This window comes from Mesobacterium pallidum (genome assembly GCF_019966535.1).
Lineage (GTDB): Bacteria > Pseudomonadota > Alphaproteobacteria > Rhodobacterales > Rhodobacteraceae > Mesobacterium > Mesobacterium pallidum.
Genome location: NZ_JAIMID010000017.1, coordinates 99,984 through 124,686, shown reverse-complemented (window position 1 = coordinate 124,686; position 24,703 = coordinate 99,984). Strand labels below are relative to the sequence as shown.

Genomic DNA, 24,703 nt, shown 5'->3' with positions numbered 1-24,703 from the left:
AAGGGTTGGTCTGGTCAGACGAGCGCCTTGGCCTTGAGGCGACGCGCCTCGGCCGAGTTCAGCGCCTCGATGGCGGTCGAGGTCGCGGCCTCGGAAAAATCGTCCCCGGCGCCGTAGATGTCGCGGGCGATGCCGGTGGTCAGCTGGTCCGGGCGGCCGTCAAAGACGATGCGCCCGTCGTGCATGCCGATCACCCGGTCGCAGTAGCGGCGGGCGGTATCCAGCGTGTGCAGGTTGGCGATGACCATGCGGCCGTCCTCCTCGTGGATGCGGCGCAGGGCGTCCATGACCACCTGGGCATTCATCGGGTCGAGGCTGGCGATGGGTTCATCCGCCAGGATCATCGCCGGGTCCTGCATCAGCGCCCGCGCGATGGCGACGCGCTGCTGCTGCCCGCCCGACAGCGCCTCGGCCCGTTTCGGCGCCTGCTCGGCGATGCCCAGGCGGTCCAGGATCTCGATGGCGCGGTGGATGTCGGCGGCGGGGTAGAGGTTGAACATCGTCGCAAGGGTCGAGCGGCGGTTCAGCGTGCCGTGCAGCACGTTGCTGACCACATCCATGCGCGGCACCAGGTTGAACTGCTGAAAGATCATCGCGCAGCGCGATTGCCAGTTGCGGCGGGCGGCGCCGCGCAGATGGGTGATGTCCTGGCCATCGAACAGGATCTCTCCGCTGGTGCTGTCGGAAAGCCGGTTCAGCATCCGCAGCAGCGTGGACTTGCCTGCGCCCGAGCGCCCGATGATGCCGATCATCATCGGCCGGTCCACGATGAAACTGGCGCGGTCCACCGCGATCTTGTCACCAAAGCGCTTGGTCACGTTCCTGAGTTCGAACATCACGTCCCCCGTCTGTCGAGGGGCGGCTTAGGGGCCGGGCGTAAAGTGCGTGCGACGGTTTTGAATCGATCCGGTGACCTGTGGGCAACGGATATGTGACGTGCGCTCCATGCGGGCGCCGCGCCCCCGGATCGCGCGAAATTTCCGCGCCGTCTGTCATAATGGGGTTACATTTGCGTGGGCCGTGCTAGGATTCGTCCATGCGCGCACTTGTCTTTGCCCTCGGGGCGCTCGCCCTCATTCCCCAGCCCGGCGCCGCTCGGCTGGAAGAGGTGATCTGCGACGACACCGCCCGGCTGGAGCAGCAACTGACGACCCGACAGGGGGCCGAGAAGGCTGCCTTCGGCATGCGCGGCCCCGATGCGCTGCTCGAGGTCTGGATCGCCCCGCGCACCGGCGACTGGACGCTGGTGCAGGCCTATGCCAACGGCACCTCCTGCATCGTCGCCATGGGCGAAAACTGGGAGATGCTGGGGCCAAGCGCCGACCCGTCCTGATCGATTTCTGACTATCTGGTCAAGAAATGTGCAGGCCCCACCGGATCGGGGATGACAGCCCCTTTCCGCGCCCATACCCTGCCGCCAGACCGACCACGACAGGACTCCGCCCATGACCGACCTGCTGATCCGCAACGCCACGCTGCCCGACGGAAGCACCGGGATCGACATCGCCGTCGCCGGGGGGCGTATCACGGCCATTGAGCCCGGCATCACCGCCGAGGCGGGAGAGGTGATCGACGCCGGCGGGCTGCTCGTCTCGCCGCCCTTCGTCGATCCGCATTTCCACATGGACGCCACCCTGTCGCTGGGCCTGCCGCGCATGAACGTCTCGGGCACGCTGCTGGAGGGCATCGCGCTGTGGGGCGAACTGCGGCCCACCCTCACGAAAGAGGCGCTGATCGAACGGGCGGTGCGCTATTGCGACCTGGCCGTGTCCAAGGGGCTGATGGCCGTGCGCAGCCACGTCGACGTCTCGGACCCGCGGCTGGTGACGGCCGAGGCGCTGCTGGAAGTGCGCGAGATCGTGAAACCCTACCTCGACCTGCAACTGGTCGCCTTCCCGCAGGACGGCTACTACCGCGGCCCGGGGATCGTCGAGGCGCTTGAGCGCGCGCTGGACATGGGCATCGACATCGTCGGCGGCATCCCCCATTTCGAACGCACGATGGAGGATGGTGCGCGCTCGGTCGAGGCGCTGTGCCGCATCGCCGCCGACCGTGGGCTCATGGTCGACATGCATTGCGACGAAACGGACGACCCCATGTCGCGCCATGTCGAAACGCTCGCCGCTCAGACGATCCGGTTTGGGTTGCAGGGCCGGGTGTCGGGTTCACACCTCACTTCGATGCATTCGATGGACAATTACTACGTCTCGAAACTGCTGCCCCTGATCGCCGAAGCGCAGATGGCCGCAATCCCCAACCCGCTGATCAACATCATGCTGCAGGGGCGCCACGACACCTACCCGAAACGGCGGGGCCTGACGCGCATTCCGCAGATGCTGGAAATGGGCATCCCCGTCGGCCTCGGCCAGGATTGCGTGATGGACCCGTGGTATTCCATGGGCACCGGAGACCTGCTGGACGTCGCCCACATGGCCGTCCACGCGACGCAGATGGGATCGGTCGCCGACAAGCGCACGCTCTTCGACGCGGTAACGGTGAACTCGGCCCGGATCATGGGGCTGGGTGGCTACGGGCTGGAACCCGGCTGCTACGCCGACATGGTGATCCTTCAGGCAAAGGATACGGCCGAGGCGATCCGCCTGCGCCCCGCCCGCCTCAAGGTCATCCGGCGCGGCAAGGTTGTGGCCGAAACGGCGCCCGAGGTCACCCGCCTGTCGCTGGATGGCCGGCCCGCCAGCCTCGATCCGACCGATTACGCGCCCAAAGGCGTTATTTGATCATTTGGTCAGGAAAATGCGTCACAGGCCGCCCTGAAGACCCCGTCGCGCTTGACAGGTCGGGGGCGGGCCGCGCTCAATTCCGGCATGCCGCCCGCGCGGCCCATAACGATGCCCCGGCGCTGCTCCGGGGGACACCAGGGATAAGGATACCACCATGACACGTCGCCTGATCACCCGTCGCCGCCTCTTGGGCACCGGCACGGCCGTCGCCGCCACCTCGCTGTTCGCCCCCGCCGTGCTGCGCGCGCAGGGCGCGCCGCTGAAACTGGCCGGCATCCATGCCTCGCCGGTCGAGAACACCTGGAACTCGGTCCTGCACGCCGCCATGCTGGCCGCGCACGAGGATGGCGCGATCGAATACACCTTCTCCGAAGGGGTCTCGGGCACCGATTACCCCCGCGTGATGCGCGAATATGCCGAGGCCGGCAATGCGCTGATCGTCGGCGAATCCTACGCGGTCGAGCGCGAGGCGCGCAGCGTGGCGGGTGACTATCCCGACACGGCCTTCCTTATGGGCTCGTCCGGCGAGGCGGCAGGCGACAATTTCGGCGTCTTCGGCACCTGGAACTGGGAGGCGGCGTATCTCTGCGGCATGCTCGCCGGGGCGATGACCGAAAGCGGCACCGTGGGCTCGGTCGGCGCGATCCCGATCCCCGAGGTGAACATGCTGATCAACGGTTTCGCCGACGGGGTGAAGGCGGTGAACCCGGATGTCACGCACCTTGTCAGCTTCATCGGCACCTTCTTCGATCCGCCCAAGGCGCGCGAGGCCGGGCTGGCGCAGATCGACAGCGGCGCCGACATCCTCTTTGGTGAGCGGATCGGCACCGCCGATGCGGCCAAGGAGCGGGGGATCAAGGCCGTGGGCTCGATGATCGACTACACGCCGCGCTACCCCGAGACGGTGTTCGCCAACGCGCTCTGGTCCTTCCGGCCGCTGCTGGACGCCGCCGTGGCCGATGCCTCGGCCGGCAACCCGACGGGCAAGAACTACACGCCGCTGAGCCTGATGAAGGACGGCGGCAACGACATCGTGTATGTCGAGGGCGCCGCCCCGGCCGAGGCGGTCGCCAAGATGGAAGAGGTGCGCGCCGCCATCATGGCGGGCGAATTCGAAGTGCCGCGCAACTTCGACGAGCCCGCGTAAGCGGCGCATCTTGCCCGCCCGGCGCGTGTCGGGCGGGGCCTTGAATGGAAGACCTCGTGACAGACATCGCCCCGGCCCTGAGTGATGCGCGCAGTCTCGCCGCGGCGATCGCGGGCGGGCGGCTGTCGCAGGCCAAGGCGATGCGGCTGGCGCGGGGGCGCGCGGCCGAAATGGCCGATCTGGGCGCCTCCTGCTGGCTGGCCGAGACCGATCCGGCGGAGGCGGAGGCTGGCCCCTTCGCGGGCGTCCCGCTGTTGGTCAAGGACCTCGGCGGGCCCTTCGACGGCATCCCCATGCGCGCAGGGTCGGCCGCGCTGGCGCGGATGAAGGGGTTGAGCGGCAGCGACCTCTCGGCCCGGTTCCGCGCGGCGGGCTTCCGCCCCTTCGGCGCGACCACGGTGCCCGAGTTCGGGTTGTCGCTGTCGTCCGAACCCGCCATCGGCCCGACCTGCCGCAACCCGCTTGATCCGACGCGCATCGCGGGCGGGTCGTCGGGCGGCAGCGCGGCGGCGGTGGCGGCGGGCATTGTCCCTCTGGCCCATGCGACGGATGCTGGCGGGTCGATCCGGGTGCCGGCGGCCTGCTGCGGGCTGGTGGGGCTGAAGCCGTCGCGCGGGGCGATCCCGGGCGGGCCGTCTTTCGGCAACCACCTGGGCGGCATCGCGACCGAGTTCGCCGTCACCCGCAGCATCGGGGACGCGCAAGCGCTTTGGCCCTGCGTGACCGGTGCGGCGCGGGGGCCGTACCCGGACCCGTCGCAATTGCCCGAGGGCGGCTCGCTCACCATCGGCCTGATCACCGACGCGCGTGGCATCGACCCCGTGCGGGCCGAGGCCGTCGCAACCGCCGCCGAGATGCTGCAGGCCGCAGGGCACCAGATCATCGACATTCCCGCCGCGGAGCTGACCCTGATCCGCCGCGCCTCGGCCCGCGCCTTTGGCCGGATCGTGTCGGTGAACCTGGCCGCGCTGGTGGCCTCGGGGCTGGATGCGGCCAAGACCGAACCGCTGACTCAAGGCTTCATCGAAGCGGGGCAGACCATGACCGCGACCGAGCTCTGGACCGCGCTCGACGGCGCCACCAAGGCCGCGCACCAGCTTTGGGCGCTGTTCGACCGGGCCGACATCCTGCTGACCCCGATGCTGGCGACGGCCCCGCCGCCGCTCGGCGCCTTCCCGACCGATCACCGCGACCCGCCCACGCAACTCGAACGGATGGACGCCTTCGCCCCCTTCGCCGCGCTGGCCAACTTCACCGGCGCCCCGGCGCTGACCCTGCCCGTGGGCGCGGACGACGCGGGCCTGCCGCTGCCCGTCCAGCTGATTGCCCCCCCCATGGGCGGCGATTTGCGGCTGCTGGCGCTGGGCGCACAGCTGGAAGCCGCCAACGCATGGACCCACCCCATCCCGCTTTTCGGAGGGCAGACATGACCCGCGTCCTCGAGCTTTCCCAGATCACCAAGCGATTCGGTCCCGTGACCGCGAACGAGGACGTGTCGCTGCACCTCGACAAGGGAGAGATCGTGGCCCTGCTGGGCGAGAACGGCGCGGGCAAGACGACGCTGATGTCGATCCTCTTTGGCCATTACACCGCCGACGAGGGCACCGTGAAGGTGAACGGCGCCGAGCTGCCCCCCGGCCGCTCCCGCGCCGCGATCCAGGCGGGGGTCGGCATGGTGCACCAGCACTTCGCGCTGGCCCCGAACCTCACCGTGCTCGACAACGTGATGACCGGGACCGAACCGCTCTGGCGCCTCAAGTCCAACCGCGCCGCTGGGCGGGCCAAGCTGGTCGCCCTGTCGGATCGCTTCGGCCTCAAGGTCGACCCGGACGCGCGCGTGTCGGACCTGTCGGTCGGCGAATGCCAGCGGGTCGAGATCCTCAAGGCGCTTTATAACGACGCGCGCATCCTGATCCTCGATGAACCCACCGCCGTGCTGACCGCGCAGGAGGCGGAGGGGCTCTTTGCCACGCTGCGCCAGATGACGGCGGACGGGCTGTCGCTGATCTTCATCAGCCACAAGCTGCAGGAGGTCATGTCGGCCTCGGACCGCGTGGTGGTACTGCGCCGGGGCCGGGTGGTGGCCGAGCGGCGCACCGCCGAGACCAGCAAGGAAGAGCTGGCCGAGCTGATGGTCGGCCGCAAGGTCGAACGACCTGCGCGACCGCCCGCAACCCCCGGCCGGGTGCTGCTGGAAGCGGTTGACCTGAGCCTTGGCGGCAAGGGCGGGGCGTCGCTGCATGGCGTCAGTTTCCGTCTGCGCGCGGGCGAGACGCTGGGGATCATCGGCGTGTCGGGCAACGGGCAGACGACGCTGGCGGGGCTGGTGTCGGGCCTCTACCCGCCGGACAGCGGCACGCTGCTGGTGGACGGGCAGGACGTCACGGTGCACGACGTGCCCCACGCCATCGCCGCCGGCATCGGCCGCATCCCCGAGGACCGCAACGCCGAGGGTACCATCGGCGACATGTCCACCTGGGAAAACGCGGTGCTGGAGCGGATCTGGTCGCCCGAGTTTTCGGCCCGCGGAATCGTCCGCCGCGCCGCCGCGCGCGCGGCGACGCAAGAAATGATCGACCGCTACGACGTGCGCGGCGCGACGGTGGACGGGCGCATCCGGCTGCTTTCCGGGGGGAACATGCAGAAACTGATCCTGGGCCGCGTGCTCGAGGCCGGGCCCGACATCCTTGTCGCCGCCCAGCCCAGTCGCGGCCTTGACGAAGGCGCCATCGCGGGGGTCCACGAGCGCCTGCTCGAGGCACGGGGGCGCGGGGCGGGGGTCTTGCTGATCTCGGAAGACCTCGACGAGGTGATTGGCCTGTCGGACCGCATCCGCGCCATCGTGAACGGGCGCCTGTCGCCCGCGATCCCGGCGGAACGGGCCAATGCGCAGCTGTTGGGGCTGATGATGGCCGGCGACTGGTCGGCGGCCGAGGCCATCGAGGCGGAGGCGGCAGATGCGCTTTGAACGCAGGGATCACCCGTCGCGGCTGCTGACCGTGCTGGCACCTGTGGGGGCCATTGTCGCGGCGCTGATCGTCGCGGGGGTGCTGATCGCCATCGCCGGGGCCAACCCGATCCGCGCCTACGGGCTGATCCTCAAGGGCGCGTTCGGCTCTCGGCTGGGGATCTCCGAGATGCTGACTCGGGCGACGCCGCTGATCCTGACCGGCCTTGCCGCCGCCGTCGCCTTCCGCGCGCGGCTGTGGAATATCGGCGGCGAGGGGCAGTTCTACCTCGGTGCGCTCGCCGTCGCGGCCTTCGGCATGATCCCGGCCGTGGCGGGGATGCCCGCGCCGCTGGCGATCTTGCTGTGCCTGATTGCCGGGGCCGTGGCGGGGATGGTGCTGCTGCTGGTCCCGCTGGGGCTGCGGCTGAAATTCGGCGTGGACGAGGTGGTGACGACACTGCTGCTGAACTTCGTCGCGGTCCTGTTCGTATCGCTGATGATCGACGGCGCGATGAAGGACCCCATGGCGTTCGGCTGGCCGCAATCCGTGCCCGTGCCGACGACGGCCGAGTTGCCCAAGCTGATGGACCGCACGCGGTTGCACATCGGCCTGATCATCGCGCTGGCCATGGCGGTCGCGGTCTGGTGGGTGCAGGCGCGCACGGTCTTCGGCATCCGCGCCCGCGCCGCCGGCCTGAACCCGCGCGCCGCCGCCTTCGCCGGCGTGCCGCTGGGACGGACGCTGGTTGTGGTGGCCTGCCTCTCGGGCGGCCTCGCGGGCCTTGCCGGCGCCATCGAGGTCATGGGCGTCAAGGGCTACGTCACCACGGACCTGTCGCCGAACTACGGCTATTCCGGCATCGTCATCGCCATGCTCGCCAACCTGAACCCGCTGGGCGTGATCCTCGCCGCGCTCTTCTCGGCCATCATGTTCGTCGGGGCGGACAGCATGTCGCGCGCCCTGTCGATCCCGTCCTACATCGCCGACGTGACCGTGGCGCTGTCGCTGCTGACCATGCTGGTCGCGATCTTCCTCGCGCAATACAGGATCCGCCGATGACCGTGCTTCTCGATATCCTCGGCTCTGTCGGCATGTGGGAGGCGGTGTTGCGCATCGCCACGCCGCTGATTCTGGGCACGCTGGGCGTGCTGCTGTGTGAACGGGTGGGGGTGCTGAACCTCGGGATCGAAGGCATCATGACCTTCGGCGCGATGATCGGCTGGCTGACGGTCTACGGGGGCGGAGACCTTTGGACCGGCCTCGTCACCGCCGCGCTGGCGGGGGCTGCGATGGGGTTCCTGCACGCGCTGCTGACCGTGCCGCTGGGTCTGAGCCAGCACGTCACCGGCCTGGGCATCACGCTTTTTGCGTCGAGCTTTGCCTATTACGTCTTTCGCCTTGCCGTGCCCACGGCCTCCTCTCCGCCGACCATCGAGCCGTTCCAGCCGATGGGCATCCCCGTACTGTCCGACATTCCGTTCCTCGGGCCGGTTCTGTTCAACCAGACCGCGCCGACCTACCTGGCGCTGGCGCTGGTGGTGCTGATCGCCTGGGGGCTGAACCGCACGCCGCTGGGGCTGGCGATCCGCATGGCGGGCGAGAACCCGCATGCGGTCGACGCGCAGGGGATCGATCCGATCCGGCTGCGCATCGGCACGATCATGGCCGGCTCGGCGCTGATGGGCGTGGCGGGGGCGTTCCTGACGCTGGCCGCGTTCAATTCGTTCTTTCCGACGATGGTGCAGGGGCGGGGCTGGATCTGCGTGGCGCTGGTGGTCTTTGCCTCGTGGAAACCGGCGCGGGCGCTGCTGGGGGCGCTGCTGTTTGCCTTTTTCGACGCCTTCCAGCTGCGGCTGCAGACGGTGGTCGAGGGCGTGCCTTACCAGCTGTTCCTGATGCTGCCCTACATCCTGTCCATTGTGGCGCTGGTGCTGATGGCCCGCCGCGCCCGGGTGCCGCAGGCGCTGATGCAGCCCTACCGGCGCGGCGAGCGCTAAGGCGAATCCCTGTTTTCGCCGCGCGCCGGGTTCGACCATGGCGCGCAGGCGGACTTGCGGTGCGTATCCAGGATTGCATATCCGGCCCTGCGCCCCCGGAAAACAGCCCGCTTGTGCGCGGCCTCTCCGTGACCGGACATCCGATCCATGGTAACCTTACGTAAGCCTGAGGCGGCTTCTCGTGCTCTCGTAACAGGCCGTTTCCGGCCGGTTTCACCTGCTTCGACCGTGTGCTCGATTCGGCAGACCCGCGCGAGCGGCGGCGCCCGGCGCGGATGAGAGGGCCCACGTCATGCAGCCATTCGATCTTTTTCCGATCCTCGACTGGCGCGCGCTGCTGTCGCATCCGGACGCCGGATGGCTGGGTGATGACCTGGAGCCAGTGCCGGCCCCCTGGCCGCAAGACGCCCTGGCCCCCGACACGGGTGGGATCGCCCGGGTGCAGGGGCTGTTGACACAGGGCGGGCCGGCTTGGCCCGTGGCGCCGATCTGGGACCCCTCGTCGGCTCCGGACCCCGAACCGGCGGCCCCCTCGGGCGGGGCGGATCTGGCTGATCCAGTCCCGGTGCCCGAGCCCGCGCCGCGGCCCGCCGCGCCGGGCGACGTGTCGCCTTCGGGCGTCGTGCACGTGGTCGATACGATGGCCGATGTCATCGACGGCAGCGACGGTCGGCTGTCCCTGCGCGAGGCGATCGTGGGGGCCGCCGCGGGGGACCGGATCACCTTTGCCTTTGCCGGGACGATCACGCTCACGCTCGGCCAGATCACCCTGGCCGAGGACCTGATCCTCGATGGTGACGTGGACGGCGACGACGTGGCCGACGTGCGGCTGGACGGCGCGGGCGGGCAGCGGGTCATGTCGGTCACCGCCGCCCATGCCGAGATCGACGCGATGATCCTGTCGGGCGGCGTGACCTCCGGCTTTGGCGGCGGGCTTTTCGTGTCGGCGGCCGCGCATGTGCGGCTGGCCAACGCAGTGGTCGAAGGCAACAGCGCCGACGAGGGCGGCGGCATCTATGCCGAGGGCGATATCGACATCATCGCCAGCACCATCGCCGACAACATCGCCGGGCGCTACGGCGGGCTTGCCCTGCGCGGGCAATCGGTGCTGGCAGGCAGCCTCGTGGCCACCAACGTCTCCGAAGGGCGGGGCGGGGGCGGCATCCATGTTTCGGGCTCGACCGCCGATCTCAGCATGGTCAACACCACGGTCTGGGGCAACATCGCCGTGGGCAGCGGCCAGGACGAAGGCGGCGGCCTGCGGGTCGAAAGCCAGGCCACGGCCGAGATCCACAGCTCGACCTTCACCGGCAATGCAGCGGTGGGCGGGGGCGGCATCCATGCCCAGGGGCAGGCAGGCCTGCTGCTGTCCAACAGCATTGTCCTGGGCAACGTCGCCCGCGATTCCGGCTCGGGCCACGACATTTTCACGCAATCGCAGGGCGGCGGCGATCCGATCCTGTCCTTCGGCGGGGTCAACCTGGTCGGCGACGGCCCGTCCGGGGGCAGCGACCTGACCGGATACAGCCCTGGCGACGTCTTCGAGACACTGGCCCTTGTTCCGACCAACACCTCGGGCGGCGGCAGCTTTTCGACCGGGGCGTTGGCGCAGAACGGCGGGCGGGTGCAGACCGTCGCGCTGTCCTCGACCGGCGTAGCGGTCGACATGGGGCTGGATTCGGCCCTGCCGGTCGATACCTGGGATCTGGACGGCGATCTGGACACGGCAGAAGCGCTGCCGGTCGATGCGCGCGGACCCGGGTTCGCCCGGGTCGACACCGGCGGGCTGGATATCGGCGCCTTCGAAGTCAATTACAGCGGGCCGGTCCTTGTCTTCGAAGGCGCGCTGGCCGACGGGGCCGAAACCGTGACGCTGCTGGAAGCCAGTGCGGCCGGAACGGTCGTGTTCGATGTCGATGCCAATGACGGCGAAGGCGGGGCCACCGATGCGGGCCTTGCCTTCGCGCTGGTCGCGGGGAACACGGATCGCGACGGCGATGCGCTGCTTCCCTTTGCCATCGACGCGGCGACCGGGATCGTCACCGTGGTCGATCCGGGTGACCTGGAAACCGCGCTCGGCTCGGGCTTCACGGTGACCGTACGGGTCAGCGACACGACCGGCTCAGGCAACCCCGCAATCCAAGCGGACCTGACCATCACGCTGGACCCGCGTCCGGTCAGCCTTGTCGTCGACAGCCTGTCGGACGCGGTCGACGGCGATTATTCCGCCGGCAATCTCAGCCTGCGCGAGGCGGTGGACCTGGTGGCGACCGGCGGCACGATCACTTTCGACGCGGCGCTGGCCGGGCAGAGCATCCAGCTGGCCGGCGACCAGCTGTCGATCCTGCGCGGGGTGACGATCGACGGCGACGTGGATGGCGACCGTTCGGGCGACGTGACCGTGGTTGCGGCGGCCGGGCGGCGGATCTTCGAGGTCTTCGCGCAGCAAGCCGTGACGCTTGCTCATCTCGAGCTGACCGGTGGAACGGCCGGCGAAGGCGGTGCGATCCGCAGCGCCGGCGACACCGACCTTACCGTGCTGAGCGCCCATCTGCATGGCAACGCGGCCACCGGGCAGGGCGGGGCCATCCATGCAGAGGGCAACCTGACCGTTGTCAACTCCACCCTCTCGGGCAACAGCGCGCAGCAGGGCGGCGCCATCAGCGTCCACAATTTCGGCCTGTTGGCCGACCGTGACATTCGCGTCACGCTGACCCAGGCCACGATCGCCGGTAATTCGGCGGAACATTACGGGGCAATGTCGATCGAGGACAGCAACAGCACGCCCGGCTCGAGCACCCATGTCGCGATTCAGAACAGCACCGTGGCCGGCAATGTCGCCACCGTCGGGACGGGCGCGGTCTGGTTCCGCGACGCCTTGGGCGACGGAAGCACCACGAACGTGCGGATGGTGATCGAGAATTCGGTCTTCGCCAACGAATTCGACAGCGCCGCGCCCGAGATCGTGGCCGAAAACGCGGTTATCGAGGCGCATTACAGCGTCTTCGCGGGCGATCTCGACCTGACCGACACGCCGGCCACGACCCTGACCTCGATCCTGTCGGCCGGAGACCCATCGCTGGGCGCGTTGCAGGACAACGGCGGACCTGCGCCGACCATGATGCCGCTCTTCGGCTCCCTGCTGGTCAACGGCGGCTCGGACCTGCTGCTGCCGCTCGACCTCTACGACCTCGACGGCGATGGCGTGACCTCCGGCGAACGGCTGCCTCGCGACGCCACCGGCTCTGACCGCGTGGCCGGTCCGGCGGTGGACATCGGTGCGGTCGAACGCGTGTCGCCGGCCCATCTGGTCGTCGACACGCTGGTGGACGAATTCGACGGCGACGTCTCGGCCGAGAACCTGTCGCTGCGCGAGGCGCTCGCGCTGGTGGCCGACGGCGGGCTGATCACCTTCGACGCCGCGCTGGCGGGCGGCACCATCATGCTGAACGGGACCGAGCTGAGCCACGGCCGGGGCATCACCATCGACGGCGATGCCGGCGGGGCGGGCGGCGTCGACATCACGCTTGACGCGGGCGGGCTGAGCCGGGTGATGACCAGCGGCGGCGGCACGCTGGACAGCCTTGTCATCACCGGGGGCACCCTGACCGATGGCGGCAACGACGGAGAGCTCTGGGGCGGCGGCATCCAGCACACCTCCTTCACGCGCGAGCTGGTGATCCGCGACAGCCATGTCACCGGCAACCGGGTGCACGACACGCGGACGGGCACGACCTGGGACAGCGGCGGCGGCGGCATTTCGACCTTCGGACCGCTGACGCTGGTCAATTCCACTGTCAGCGACAACGCCGTGATCACCGACCTGTCGCCGACCGCGGGCAGCTCGGCCAGCATGCGCGGCGGTGGGATCCTGGGGGTCGGCACCACGCTGGACGACCGCGTGACGCTGATCAACACCACGCTGGCCGACAACCGGATCGAGACGACGAACAGCTTTTCCGTCATGCCGGGCGCGGGCAGCGCGATCATTACCTACGGCAGCGCCGAACTGCGCAACGCGACAATCACCGGCAACCACGCGGTCAACGGCGGCGCGAACGGGCTCGAGGTGTCGGTGGCCTTCTCGGGGATCAGCTCGGGCGGGTTCGGGCCGGCGACGCTCGAGATGGCCAACAGCATCGTGTCGGGCAACGCCAGCGACAGCGTCTACCTCGGGCCCGAGCTGACAAACACCAGCTTTCTGGGCGGCAATATCAAGGACGGCGGGCTCTACATCGGGACGACGCTGGTGCAGCCGGTCGGGCCGGGGGTGGTTTTTGCCGGGCTCTCGGCGCATGGCGGCGGCCAGCTGGCCGACAACGGCGGCGGGGTGCCGACCGTGGCGCTGGCGCTGGGCGGGCTGGCCGTCGACGCCGGCGCGGCGTCCGAGCTGCCGACCGATCGCTTCGATCTCGACGGCGATGCCGACACGGCCGAGGCGCTGCCGGTGGACGCCCGCGGCGCGGGCTTTGCGCGCGTCATCGGGGCCGAGGTCGACCTGGGCGCGGCCGAGCTTGACAGCATGGCGCTGGTGGTCAGCACCACCGACGACGTGGACGACGGCAACTATGCGGTCGGCCGGCTGAGCCTGCGCGAGGCCGCGATGCTGGCCGAGACCCATGGCGGCGGGCGCATCACCTTCGCGCCCGGGCTGGCCGGGGCGACGATCCAGCTGACCGGGCGGATCGACCTGGCCGACGGGGTCGAGATCGACGGCGACATCGACGGCGACGACAAGGCCGACGTGGTGATCTCGGGCGGGGGCGGCTTCGGCATCTTCGGCGGGCAGGCGGGCCGGGTCACCCTGCGCAGCCTGACGCTCGAGGACGGCAATGCCGGGATCGGCGGCGCGATCCTGCTGGGCAGCCGCGACCAGATCTCGGTCGCGGGCATCGACTGGACGATCATCGACAGCACGCTGCGGGGCAACCAGGCCGTCCAGGGCGGGGCCATCGCCGCCTTCGAGGCCAATCTGGCCCTGGTCAACACGACCCTGCACGACAATACCGCGCAGGACGGTGCGGGCCTTTATGCCGGGTTCGACAATGGCGGCGTGATCGACGACGAGGTCAGCGAACGCTTCGTGCTGGTCAACACGACCCTGGCCGAGAACACGGCGACAGGGCAGGGCGGCGGCATCTGGACCGAGCTGCGCGGCTTCGAGATCCACAGCGCGACCATCGCCGGCAACCACGCGGATGGCGGCGGCGGCGGGATCAGCCTGATCACCGACCGGTTCGACTATTCCAGCGAGGGGCGTATCGTCACCAATTCCGTCATCGCCACCAACACGGCGGGCGCGGGCCAAGCCCGGGATGTCGAGCTGCGCGAATTCGGCAGTCTCCGGACCGACGACAGCCTGATCGGCAACGTCGAGTCCGTCGGCCTTGGGTTCGTCAACTCGGTCGGCATGGCCCTCAACGGGCTCGACCCGGTGCTGGGCGCGCTGGGCGACAATGGCGGGCCGGTGCCCACCATGCTGCCGCTGCTGGGCAGCCCGCTGATCAACACCGGCGACGCGTTCAACTTCTACGCCGAACTGCGACCCTCGACACTGGTGACCGACCGGTTCGATCTCGACGGGGACGATGACACCGACGAACTGCTGCCCGTCGATGCGACCGGTGGGCCACGCATCGTCGGCTCCGCGCTGGATATCGGCGCGGCAGAGGCGCAGGCCACGCCGCCCAAGACCGTGGTGGTCGACACGCTGGTCGACGAGGTCGACGGAGACTACTCGGCCGGGGACCTGTCGCTGCGCGAGGCGCTGATGCTGGTCGACACCGGCGGCACGGTCACCTTTGCGTCGGGGCTGGCGGGCGGAACCATCGACCTGGCGCTGGGCCAGGTGATCCTGCGCCGCTACGTGACGATCGACGGCGATGTGACCGGCGACGACAAGGCCGACATCACCCTCGACGCAGGCGGCCTGAGCCGGGCCATCGACGTACGTTACGCGGGCGTCTTCCTGAACAGTCTCGAGATCACCGGCGGCTTTGTCGACGCGCCCGAGGATTTCGGTCGGGACGGCGGGGCGGGCATCCGCAACATCGGCGGCAATCTTTGGCTGGACCATGTCTGGGTCCATGACAACCACGTCGCCATCGACGGCGGCGACGCGGTGGGCGGCGGCATCGCCAATTACGGCGGCATCCGCATCTGGAACAGCACGATCTCGGACAACAGCGTCACCTCGACCGGCGCGGTCATGACCTTTGACACCCGGATCGGGGGCGGCGGATATTACAATGGCGGCCCTCTGTCCGAGCTGGCCCAGGTCACCATTGCCGATAACCAAGTCACCCGCCTCTCGACGGCCTCGGACCCGGACGGGCTTGCGGCCGGGGGCGGGGTTTTCGAGGACGAATATTCCATCCTCTCGAACGCGACCGTCACCGGGAACACGGCGATCACGGCCAGTGCAAGCGGGGACACCCTGCATTGGGGCGACGGGGTCTTCCTGAACCATGCGGGCGATGGCTCGGGTGACGAGGCATTTATCGACATCGTCAGCAGCATCGTGGCCGGGAACGGCCAAAGCGACGTGGATGACCAGCGCGGCGGCGCGTTCTTCGGTGAATATCTGCAGCTGAACGACAACATCATCGGTGCCTATCTTGACAATATCGGCCCCGCCATCGCGCTGGACGACATCTTCCGCGAGGTCTCGGGTGGGCGCGCCCGGCTCACCGACACCGGCGGCGCGGTGCCGACCATCGCGCTCAAAGCCGGCGGCGCGGCGATAGACCAGGGCAACGAAGGGCAGGGGCCGACCGATCCCTACGACCTCGATAACGACCTCGACTATGCAGAGCGTTACCCGCTCGACGCGCGTGGCCTGGGCTACCTGCGCCAGCGTGGCGAGGGGATCGACATCGGCGCGGTGGAGTACCAGCCCCTTGCGCCCGGCACCTTTGCCGAGACCGGCACGGTCGATTTGCAGGCCGCGGCGCAGACGATCACCCTGCGGCGCAGCTACGACACCCCGGTGGTGGTGGCCCATGTCGCCAGCCAGAACGGCGGCCAGCCGGTCGCCGTGCGCATCGACCAAATCGCCGGGGACAGCCTGACCCTGCGGCTGCAGGAGCCCGGCAATCTCGACGGCAACCACGTCGCCGAGACGGTCACCTACCTGGTGGCCGAGGCCGGGTCGTGGATGCTGCCCGACGGCACCTTGTTCGAGGCGGGGCTGCACGAGACCGGCCGGCTGACCTCAGCCGGGTTCGAGCCGATCACCTTCGAACGCGGCTTTGAGACCACGCCCGCGATCCTGAGCCAGGTGCAGTCCGCGAACGGCCCCGATTTCGTTGTCACCCGCCAGCAGGATGCCACGACCACGGGCTTTTCGCTGGCCCTGCAGGAGGAAGAGGCGACCAACGGCGGCGGCCACAAGGTCGAGACGGTGGGCTGGATCGCCCTGACGCCCGGGGCCTGGTCGCAGGGGCCGCTGGACTGGCAGGCGGGATCCACCGGCGGGGTCAACAGCGGCGGCGCCACGGTGGCGCTGTCGCCGGGCTTTGACACGGTGGTCAACCCCATCGCGCAACTCTCGACATTCGGCGGCTCCGATCCGGCCTGGGCGCGGGGCACAGGGGCGGGCGCGGGCAGCTTTTCGCTGTTCGCCGAAGAGGACACGAGCGCGGACGCGGAAACCTTCCATGGGCGCGAGACGGTGGACTGGTTCGTCTTTTCCGAACCGGGGACGCTGGCGGCGCAGGCGGCGCGGCCGGTGCTCGAGACCGGCACGCTGTCGCTGCGCCACCTGGCCAAGACGGTCACGCTGGAAAACAGCTACGAGAATCCGGTGGTGATTGCCCATGTCGCCACCGAATCCGGCGGCGCGCCGGTGACGGTGCGGGTCGACGCGATCGCGGGCAACAGCCTGACGCTGCGCCTGCAGGAGCCCGGCAATCTCGACGGCAGCCATGCGGCCGAAACCGTGCATTACATGGTGGTCGAGGCGGGGTCCTGGGTGCTGGGCGACGGCACCCGGTTCGAGGCGGGCGTCCTGACCGGCAACAAGCTGACCTCGGCCGGGTTCGACCCGGTCGCCTTTGCCACGCCCTTCGGCGCCGCGCCAGTGGTGCTGAGCCAGGTGCAAAGCGCCAATGGCGCCGATTTCGTGGTGTCGCGCCAGCGGGCCACGACCGCCGACGGGTTCGAGCTGTCGATGCAGGAGGAAGAGGCGCTGAACGGCGGCGGCCACAAGGCGGAAACCCTGGGCTGGGTGGCCTTCGAGCCCGGCAGCGGCGCGTCGGACGGCCTGCCCTGGGTCGCGGGCCGCACGGCAGGCGTCACCCACCTGGGGGCCGAGATTGCCGTGCCCGGCGGGGCGTTCGGCGGCAGCACCCTGGCGCAGGTCTCGACTTTCGGCGGGGCGGACCCGGCCTGGGCGCGGGGCGCAGGCACCGTGCTGGACGGCTTCATCGTCTCGGTCGAGGAAGACACCAGCGCCGATTCCGAGACCAACCATGTGGGCGAGACGGTGGACTGGATCGCCTTTGGCGGCACCGGCGTGGTCTCGGCCTTCGATCATGCGCAGCTGACAGGCGGCCCGGCCCCGAACCGGCCGCCGGTGGCCAATGCCGATGTCGCCACGGCCGTCTCGGCCGAAGTGGTCTTGATCGACGTGCTGGCCAATGACAGCGACCCGGACGGTGATCCGTTGACCGTCACTCGCATTGTCACGGCGCCGCAGCTTGGCGGGGTCGAGATCGCGCCGGACGGCACGATCTCGTATTTCGCGCCGGTGAACGGAAGCCTGCCGCGGACCGACAGCTTTACCTACGAGATCGGCGATGACCGGGGTGGTTTCGACACCGCCGAGGTGACGGTGAACATCGGCCCCTCGGGCACGGTCACGACGCTGGTGGTGACCGAGCTGAGCGATTCCGAGGACGCGCTGCGCGGCGGCGCCTTCGCGCCGGGCGACGATGGGACCTTCTACGTCTTCGACAACACGGGGGTCATCCGTGCCTTTGACCTCGCCACCGGCACGTCGCAGGTCTTTGGTGATCTGAGCGGCAGTGTGGCGTCCTTCGGGATCGAGCTTGGCCTGCTCGGCCTCGCCTTCCATCCCGACCATGCGACCAACGGCCGTCTCTATGCCGTCCTGACCGAGCCGGACGGGATCGGGCCGCCGGATATCGTTCTGCGCTCCTACGAGGTATCCGCCACCGACGGCACTTTGGATGTCTTGTCGGCCGAAGAGATCCTGCGCATCGACAATCCCTACGACAACCACAACGGCGGCGGGCTGGCCTTCGGGCCGGACGGCTATCTCTACCTGTCGCTGGGCGATGGCGGGGGGGCGGACGATCCGCTGGACAATGGCCAGGACGCCGGCACGCTGCTGGGCACGGTGCTGCGCCTCGACGTGGACAACCCATCGGGGGGGCGGGCCTATGGCATCCCGGCGGGCAATCCCTTTGCCGACAGCGTGGCCGGCGCGCCCGAGGTCCATGTCTACGGGCTGCGCAACCCGCTGTCGCTGGGGTTCGACGCTGCCGGGCGGCTGCTGGTGCCCGAGTGGGGCGAGACCGCGCAGAGCGAGCTGAACATCCTCGATCCTTCGGAGGCCGGGGCGAACCTCGGCTGGAACCTCTTCGAGGGCGATGCCTTCGTCGGCGCGGGGCCAGAGCCGGAGCGGGACACGTTCCGCTTTCCGTCCTTCGTCTACGGGCACGACGAAGGCAGCATCCCCGTGGGCGGCGCCGTGCTGGACGACGGCAGCGGGCTGTCGGGGGCCGTGGTTGTGGGCGATTTCGAAAGTGGGCGGCTCTGGGCGGTCCGGGACGATCCGGTCCACGCGACCGAGTTCGCCCAGACCGGGGTCGATGCGCTGCCAGACGTCACCGCGATCGTCGCGAACGGGCTGGGGGCGCTTTACGCCACCAGCCTGTCCGGGGGCATCTACGAGATCGCGGGCTGGGACATCCCGCTCTGACCGCCGGCCCGGCCGGGTTCAGCCCAGCCCGGCCAGGAAGTCGTCCAGCTGCGCGCCGGCGAAGGCCAGGACATCGGCATCCTCGAAGACGCCGTCCGTCACCTTCTTGTTGGCGAAGGGCACGACGATCTCGCGATCCGCATGGGGCACGGCCAGCATGCCGTTCAGGATGTACTTGAGGTGCCCCTGCGCGCGAATGCCGCCCGTCGCGCCGCCCGAGACGGTGACGATGAAGCACGGCTTGCCCTTGAAGACCGACTCGAAGGCCGGGCGTGACGCCCAGTCGATGGCGTTCTTGAGCACGCCGGGGACCGAGTAATTGTACTCGGGCGTGACGAACACCACGCCATCGGCCGCGCCGACCGACGCGATGAAGGCGTCGACGGTCGCATCGTCCGTCACGTCCGCGTTGTAATGCGGCAGCGCGCCGATGTCGGCGGTCTCGCAACTGGCGCGGTCCCCGACAAGATCCACGAGTTTGCGCGTCAGCGCGCGCGAGGACGAGGCGGCGCGCAGCGAGCCGGGAAGGAAGAGAAGCTTGGTCATGATGCCTCCGGGGACAGGTCAGAGCCGCGCGAGCCAGGTCGCGATCGGCGGGAAGAGGACGATGAGCGCCAGCGCGACCAGCATCGCGCCGACAAAGGGCAGGGTGCCCTGGAAGATGTCACCCACCTTGAGGTCCGGATCGTCCATGGCGGACTTGATCGTGTAGACCGACAGGCCGAAGGGCGGCGTGAGCAGCCCGATCTCGACCGCGACGACGGTGAGCACACCGAACCAGATCAGGTCGAACCCGGCCTGTTCGGCCACCGGTAGGGCGATGGGCAGCAGGATCAGCATGATCGAGATGGAATCGATCAGGCACCCCAGCGCGATGATGAGGAGAAGGTAAAGGACAAGGAAGCCATAGGGCCCGATCGGCCCCTCGAGAAAGAACTGCGCCAGCTCGCGCGGGACGCCCGACAGCGCCAGCATGCGCGAGAAGAGCGTGGCGGCGAGGATCAGGAACAGCACCGAGACGGTGATCTGCCCGGTCTCGACCAGCAGCGCCCAGAACTTGCCCCGCCCCAGCGAGCGGCGCATGAGCGCGATCACCAGCGCGCCGAAAGCGCCGGCGGCCCCGGCCTCGGTCGGGTTGAAGAAACCGCCGTAGAGCCCGCCCAGCACCAGCAGCATCAGGCACAGGATCGGCACCGCCTTGCGCACCACGTCGCCAAGTCCCAGCGGGTCATAGGCGGCCGTATCCTGGGTGGTCTCGAACACCAGCCCGGGGCGCCATTTCGCCAGCATCAGGATGGTTATGCAGAAGACCGCCGACAGCAGCAGCCCCGGCCCGATACCGGCAAGGAACATCCGGCCCACGGATTCCTCGGCCAGCACGGCGTAGACGATCATCAGGAGCGACGGCGGGATCATCATGCCCAGCACCGAAGACCCCGCGACGACGCCGGTCGAGAACTTGGTGGTGTAGCCGTGGCGCGTCATCTCGGGCACCGCGACGCGCGAGAACACGGTCGCCGAGGCGATGGAGATGCCGGTGATCGAGGCAAAGACCGCGTTGGCAAAGACCGTCGCGATGCCAAGGCCCGCCGAGACCTTGTGCAGCAATCGCTCGAACACGTCGAACGTGTCCTTGCCGACGCCCGAGACGGTGACCAGCAACCCCATCAGGACAAACAACGGCACGACCGCAAAGAGGTATTCCTGCAAGGAATCGTTCGCGACCGCCCCCAGCATGCGCATCGACACGGTCTCGTTGCGGATCAGCGCGACACCGATGAAGGACACGCTGAGCATGCCGATGCCGATGGGCAGGCCAAGGTAGATCAGCAGCACCAGCGCGGCGATGCCGTAACTTCCGATTTCGACGGGGCTCATGTGCGGGCTCCGATGATCGCGCGCAGGGCGCGGCGCAGGAATTCGAGGGCCGCGACGGTGAGGCCCAGCAGGATGAGGGCGCGGAAAGGCCAGGTGGGCAGGGTGCCCAGGCCGGGGGTGCCGATGAACTCACCCGCCTCCCAGTCCTTTTCCAGCACCCGCACGGTGGCCCAGGCCATGCCGCCGACCACGGCCGCGCCGATCAGGCCGTAAAGCCCGTCGACCATCCGCGCCGCGCGGGGCGATCGGGCCTGCAGCGGCCCCATGAAGACCATTGCGCGGGCCAGCCGTTCGGCCCGCACGGTGGCGGCCAGTTGCAGCGCCACGATCAGCACCACCATCATCGCGCCCAGTTCCGACACCAGCGGCAGCGAGCCGCCCAGCACGTTGCGGGCCACGATGTCGGCGCAGATGATCAGCATCAGGATGCCGATCAGCAGCGTGCCAAGCGCGGCGATGCCGTCGACCACCACCCGCCACAGGGCGGTGAGGCGCCCCGGCTGCGGGGCGCCCTCGTTATTGGCAAGATCGGACATCGGCCCTTACAGCTCGTCGTCCCAGTTGCGCACCGGGGTCTCGCCCGCGTCGCGCAGACCCTGCATGTAGGCCTTCATGAACTCGGTCGCGGGCACGCCCTGCGCCTCGAGCCCCTCGGCCCATTCCTTGGCGATGTTGGGCATGGCGGCCACCCAGGCCTCGCGGTCGGCCTCGCTCATCTCGCTGATCTGCACGGGCGGGGATTGCTCCTTGCCCGCGTCGAGCATCAGGTCGAACATCTTCTCGTGCCGGGTCAGCAGGTCCTGGCCATGGCTGACGGTGTAGTATTCGCCGGCCGCGATCATGGCGTTCTGCACCTCTTCGGGAAGCCCGTCCCAGCTGTCCTGGTTGATCGCGACGGCGCCGGAATAGGCCACGCCCATGTCGACGCGGGTGATATAGGGCGCCACCTCGTAAAGCTTGGCGGGGAAGACCCCGAGCGCGAGGCTGAGCACGCCATCGCTGACGCCGGTCTGGATGTCGGTGTAGAAGGTGGTCAGCGCGCCGTCGACCGCGTTGGCCCCGGTGCCGCGCAGCCAGTTGCCCAGCACGCCCGGCGCCGACAGCTTCATCCCGTCAAGGGCGGCGAAGCTTTCCAGCGGCTCTTTGGTGTAAACGTCGTAGCTGTCGGTCCCGGTAAAGCCCAGCACCTTGAGGTTGTGCTTTTCCCATTCGTTGCGGAAGGCGTCGTTGGTCTGGAAGAGGTCCCACATCACATCAAGCTGCACCGCCGGGTTGGCCGTGGCAAAGGGCGCGTAGCTCGACGCCTGGCTCAGCGGCAGGGCGGCGGGTTCGAGGAACGAGAACACCCAGCCGATGTCGGTGATCCCTTCCTCGACCGAGCTGAGCGTGGCATTGGCCTTGTACAGCGTGCCGCCGAAGGCCTCGTTCCATTCGATCTTGTAAGTCCCGGTCTCGGCCAGGATCTCGTCGGTGCGGGCCATGAAATGGCTCTTGATCATGCCGACCCAGGGGATCACCAGCGGGTGGCTCGAGGCCACGGTCAGGTTGATGGTCTCTTGCGCGCGGCTTGCCACCGGCAGGACAAGCGTGCCCGCAAGGACGGCTCCCAGTACGTAGTTCATTGTCATTCCTCCCATTTTGCCTGTTGCTCAGGCGATCGTGAATTTCTGGCTCGAGAAATCGAGCCGCAGCTGGATGCTCCCCTCGTTGATCATCCAGGGGCGCACGCGGAAGCGCCGGGCGCCTGCCTTGTGCATCGGGTCGCGTTCGGCGATGGCGATCGCCGCCTCCCGGGTCTCGGCGCGGATGACGACAAGGCCGTCGCCCTCCCACGCCTCCTCGTCGTCGGTCCACATCGGCCCGGCGGAATAGAGCACCCCGTCCGCCTCGAGCTGGACCTGGAACGCCAGGTGCGCCTCGAGGTTGGCAAAGATCGGTCCCATGCCGTCCACCGGTTCGGTGAAGATGGCGTAGAGCTGCTTTTGCAGCATGGCGCCGCTGGCCTGTTTCACATCCGCGGCCGGAACCGACCTGGGGTTGTCCGTCTCGCTCATGGTGTCTCCTCCCCCCATGTCCGATCAGCCGGCCTTGCGGCGGGCGAGCTCGTCGCGGATTTCGGCGCCGTGCTCGTCCAGCGTCGGCGGAGGCCGCACCTCCGTCTCGGCCTCGCCGTCGAAATTGTAGGGCGCGCGCACGGTGGTGAAGGTGCCCAGCTCGCTGCTGGGCGCGCTGACCTTGATGCCAAGGTGCTGCGCCTGCGGGTCTTCCAGCGCCTCGTCGCTGTCATAGGCGGGCGAATGCGGCACCTCGTGTTCCAGCAGCAGGGCGCACCAGTCGTCGCGGGTCCTGGTGGCGAAGACCGGCGTGAAATGCGCGATCAGTTCGTCCTGGTGCTGGATCCGTTCCAGACGGTCGTTGAAGCGCGAGTCCTCGTTCAGCTGCTGCTGCCCGGTGGCTTCCAGCAGCCCCTCCCAGAACTTGGTGGGCGAGGACATGTGGATCGCGACCCAGCGCCCGTCGGAACATTCGAAAGTGTAGCTTTGCGACACGACCGGGCGCGAGAGCGGGCCCATCACCTCGCCGACCGAGTAATAATGCGTGAAGCTGTCGAGGTTGAAATGGCACATCGCCTCGAGCATCGAGATGTCGATGCGGCGGCCGGTGCCGGTCTGGCCCCGTTCCAGCAGCGCCGCGAGAATCGCCATGGCGGCATATTGCCCGGTGACCGCGTCTGCGATGGCCGGGCCGATGACGCGCGGGCTTTCGGGCGGGGTCAGCAGGCGCAGGTAGCCGCTGGCGGCCTGCGCAACCGTGTCATAGGCGGGCCGGTCACGCGACGGGCCGGAGGTGCCAAAGCCGGAGATGGCGCAATAGACCAGACGCGGGTTCAGCGCGCGCAATTCCTCTTCGCCCGCGCCCATTTTCTCGGCCACGCCGGGGCGGAAGTTCTGGATGAACACGTCCGCCCCGCGCACGAGGTCATGCAGCACCGCGCGATCCTCGGCCCCCTTGGTGTCGAGCGCGATGGAGCGCTTGTTGCGGTTGTATGTCTGGTAATGCGGCGAATAGAGCCCGCCCTTGAAGGCGCGGAACGGATCGCCCGTGCCCGGCCGTTCGACCTTGATGACATCGGCGCCAAGGTCGGCCAGGTGCATCCCGGCGGCGGGGCCGGTGATGTAGGTCCCAAGCTCGATCACCCGGATATCCTTGAGGATCTTCATTCGGCGGCCTCCGTCTTGGCCGATGGCTTGCCGTCATAGCTGATGGCGAGGTCGGCATGGTTCGACATGATGAAGCCGATGGAGCGCGACGCTTCCTCGTAGAGATGCGCGGCAAGGCCGGCGGTGCGGGCCAGGATCGGCACCGCCTTCAGCGCCTGCAATGGCCAGCCGGCGTCGAGGATCGTGGCCGGGATCGCGCCCGAGACGTTGATCGGCAGCGGGCGCTCGATGATCCGCGTGGCATGTTTGCCGAGCAGCTCGAGCGTCTCGCAATAGCGGCCCTTCAGACCCTCTTCGCCGGCGACGGCCAACAGGCGATTGGCGCGCGGGTCGCCCTCGGAATGCTGGCCATGGCCCAGCCCCGCGACCTTGCGGCGCGTCGCCTTGTGGTCCTCGAGCGAGGCGATGACCGCCGTTTCCAGGTCGGTGCCATCGGCCTCGGCCTTGTCGATCACCTCCTGCAAGTACCGCCCGCCCTGTTCGGACGACCCGGCGACCACGGATCCCATCCCCAGGATCCCGGCCGCCATCGCGCCCTGGTACGCCTCGGGCCCCGCCGCCAGCGTCATCCGCGCGGCCTGGACCGAGGGCACCAGCCCGTGCTCGGCAATCGCCACGAGGCAGGCGTCCATCATCCGGCGCTGGGCGCGGTCCGGCTTTTCCCCCAGCACCAGCATCCAGAAATAATCCGTGAACTCGATCTGGCCGATCAGCTCGTCGCAGAGGTCGAGGCCCCGCACCGTGATGCTGTCCGCGTCCGATGTCGCAATCGCCGTGAACGCGTTGTCCTGCTTGCCGATCCGCATCTCTTCCTCCCAATAT

The 24,703-nt window shown here is 68.8% G+C and carries 16 protein-coding genes; 8 read left to right on the top strand and 8 right to left on the bottom strand.

The genetic code is table 11. From position 1 onward, the window contains the following. Positions 1-14 precede the first annotated feature (14 nt). Positions 15-836: a phosphonate ABC transporter ATP-binding protein gene (gene phnC / locus MF270_RS21110; protein ID WP_238367771.1), complete on the bottom strand. Its 822-nt coding sequence runs from the start codon at positions 834-836 to the stop codon at positions 15-17. A 200-nt stretch (positions 837-1,036) separates the two neighbouring features. Between phnC and MF270_RS21105 the strand changes: the two genes are divergently transcribed. The 8 genes from MF270_RS21105 (at position 1,037) to MF270_RS21070 (ending at position 18,782) form a co-directional block, all read left to right on the top strand. Continuing rightward, positions 1,037-1,333 carry a hypothetical protein gene (locus tag MF270_RS21105; RefSeq protein ID WP_238367770.1) on the top strand — a complete coding sequence of 99 codons (297 nt, stop codon included), beginning with the start codon at positions 1,037-1,039 and terminating at the stop codon, positions 1,331-1,333. 112 nt (positions 1,334-1,445) lie between these two features. Next, a complete protein-coding gene (locus tag MF270_RS21100) occupies positions 1,446-2,738 on the top strand; it encodes an amidohydrolase family protein (RefSeq protein WP_238367769.1) in 1,293 nt (430 codons plus the stop codon). A gap of 157 nt (positions 2,739-2,895) precedes the next feature. Next, positions 2,896-3,888 (top strand): BMP family protein, encoded by a 993-nt coding sequence (locus tag MF270_RS21095; RefSeq protein ID WP_238367768.1) that lies wholly within the window; start codon positions 2,896-2,898, stop codon positions 3,886-3,888. Between the two features lie 44 nt (positions 3,889-3,932). Continuing rightward, positions 3,933-5,318: an amidase gene (locus tag MF270_RS21090; RefSeq protein WP_238367767.1), complete on the top strand. Its 1,386-nt coding sequence runs from the start codon at positions 3,933-3,935 to the stop codon at positions 5,316-5,318. Beyond that, positions 5,315-6,856, top strand: a complete 1,542-nt coding sequence (locus MF270_RS21085; RefSeq protein WP_238367766.1) for an ABC transporter ATP-binding protein — start codon at positions 5,315-5,317, stop codon at positions 6,854-6,856. The genes MF270_RS21090 and MF270_RS21085 overlap by 4 nt, the downstream gene beginning before the upstream one ends. Then, entirely contained in the window at positions 6,846-7,898 is a 1,053-nt protein-coding gene (locus MF270_RS21080) for an ABC transporter permease (protein ID WP_238367765.1), read from the top strand. Before MF270_RS21085 ends, MF270_RS21080 begins: the two co-directional genes overlap by 11 nt. Beyond that, the gene (locus MF270_RS21075; RefSeq protein ID WP_238367764.1) at positions 7,895-8,836 is read left to right on the top strand and encodes an ABC transporter permease; all 942 of its coding nucleotides are present in this window, start codon (positions 7,895-7,897) and stop codon (positions 8,834-8,836) included. The genes MF270_RS21080 and MF270_RS21075 overlap by 4 nt, the downstream gene beginning before the upstream one ends. Before the next feature lie 292 nt (positions 8,837-9,128). After that, complete coding sequence (locus MF270_RS21070; protein WP_238367763.1) at positions 9,129-18,782, top strand: choice-of-anchor Q domain-containing protein; 9,654 nt, start codon at positions 9,129-9,131, stop codon at positions 18,780-18,782. Between the two features lie 18 nt (positions 18,783-18,800). On the opposite strand, the gene MF270_RS21065 is transcribed toward MF270_RS21070, so the two are convergent. The 7 genes from MF270_RS21065 to MF270_RS21035 are packed head-to-tail and all read right to left on the bottom strand — an operon-like array spanning position 18,801 to position 24,687. Beyond that, positions 18,801-19,328 (bottom strand): NADPH-dependent FMN reductase, encoded by a 528-nt coding sequence (locus MF270_RS21065; protein WP_238367762.1) that lies wholly within the window; start codon positions 19,326-19,328, stop codon positions 18,801-18,803. 18 nt (positions 19,329-19,346) lie between these two features. After that, positions 19,347-20,660, bottom strand: a complete 1,314-nt coding sequence (locus MF270_RS21060) for a TRAP transporter large permease (RefSeq protein ID WP_238367761.1) — start codon at positions 20,658-20,660, stop codon at positions 19,347-19,349. Then, positions 20,657-21,196 (bottom strand): TRAP transporter small permease subunit, encoded by a 540-nt coding sequence (locus tag MF270_RS21055; RefSeq protein ID WP_238367760.1) that lies wholly within the window; start codon positions 21,194-21,196, stop codon positions 20,657-20,659. Before MF270_RS21055 ends, MF270_RS21060 begins: the two co-directional genes overlap by 4 nt. A 6-nt stretch (positions 21,197-21,202) precedes the next feature. Further along, a complete protein-coding gene (locus MF270_RS21050) occupies positions 21,203-22,282 on the bottom strand; it encodes a C4-dicarboxylate TRAP transporter substrate-binding protein (RefSeq protein WP_238367759.1) in 1,080 nt (359 codons plus the stop codon). Between the two features lie 27 nt (positions 22,283-22,309). Then, positions 22,310-22,714 carry a YciI family protein gene (locus tag MF270_RS21045; RefSeq protein WP_238367758.1) on the bottom strand — a complete coding sequence of 135 codons (405 nt, stop codon included), beginning with the start codon at positions 22,712-22,714 and terminating at the stop codon, positions 22,310-22,312. A 24-nt stretch (positions 22,715-22,738) separates the two neighbouring features. Continuing rightward, positions 22,739-23,881 carry a CaiB/BaiF CoA transferase family protein gene (locus MF270_RS21040; RefSeq protein WP_238367757.1) on the bottom strand — a complete coding sequence of 381 codons (1,143 nt, stop codon included), beginning with the start codon at positions 23,879-23,881 and terminating at the stop codon, positions 22,739-22,741. Continuing rightward, the gene (locus MF270_RS21035; RefSeq protein ID WP_238367756.1) at positions 23,878-24,687 is read right to left on the bottom strand and encodes a citryl-CoA lyase; all 810 of its coding nucleotides are present in this window, start codon (positions 24,685-24,687) and stop codon (positions 23,878-23,880) included. Before MF270_RS21035 ends, MF270_RS21040 begins: the two co-directional genes overlap by 4 nt. Positions 24,688-24,703: the final 16 nt, after the last annotated feature.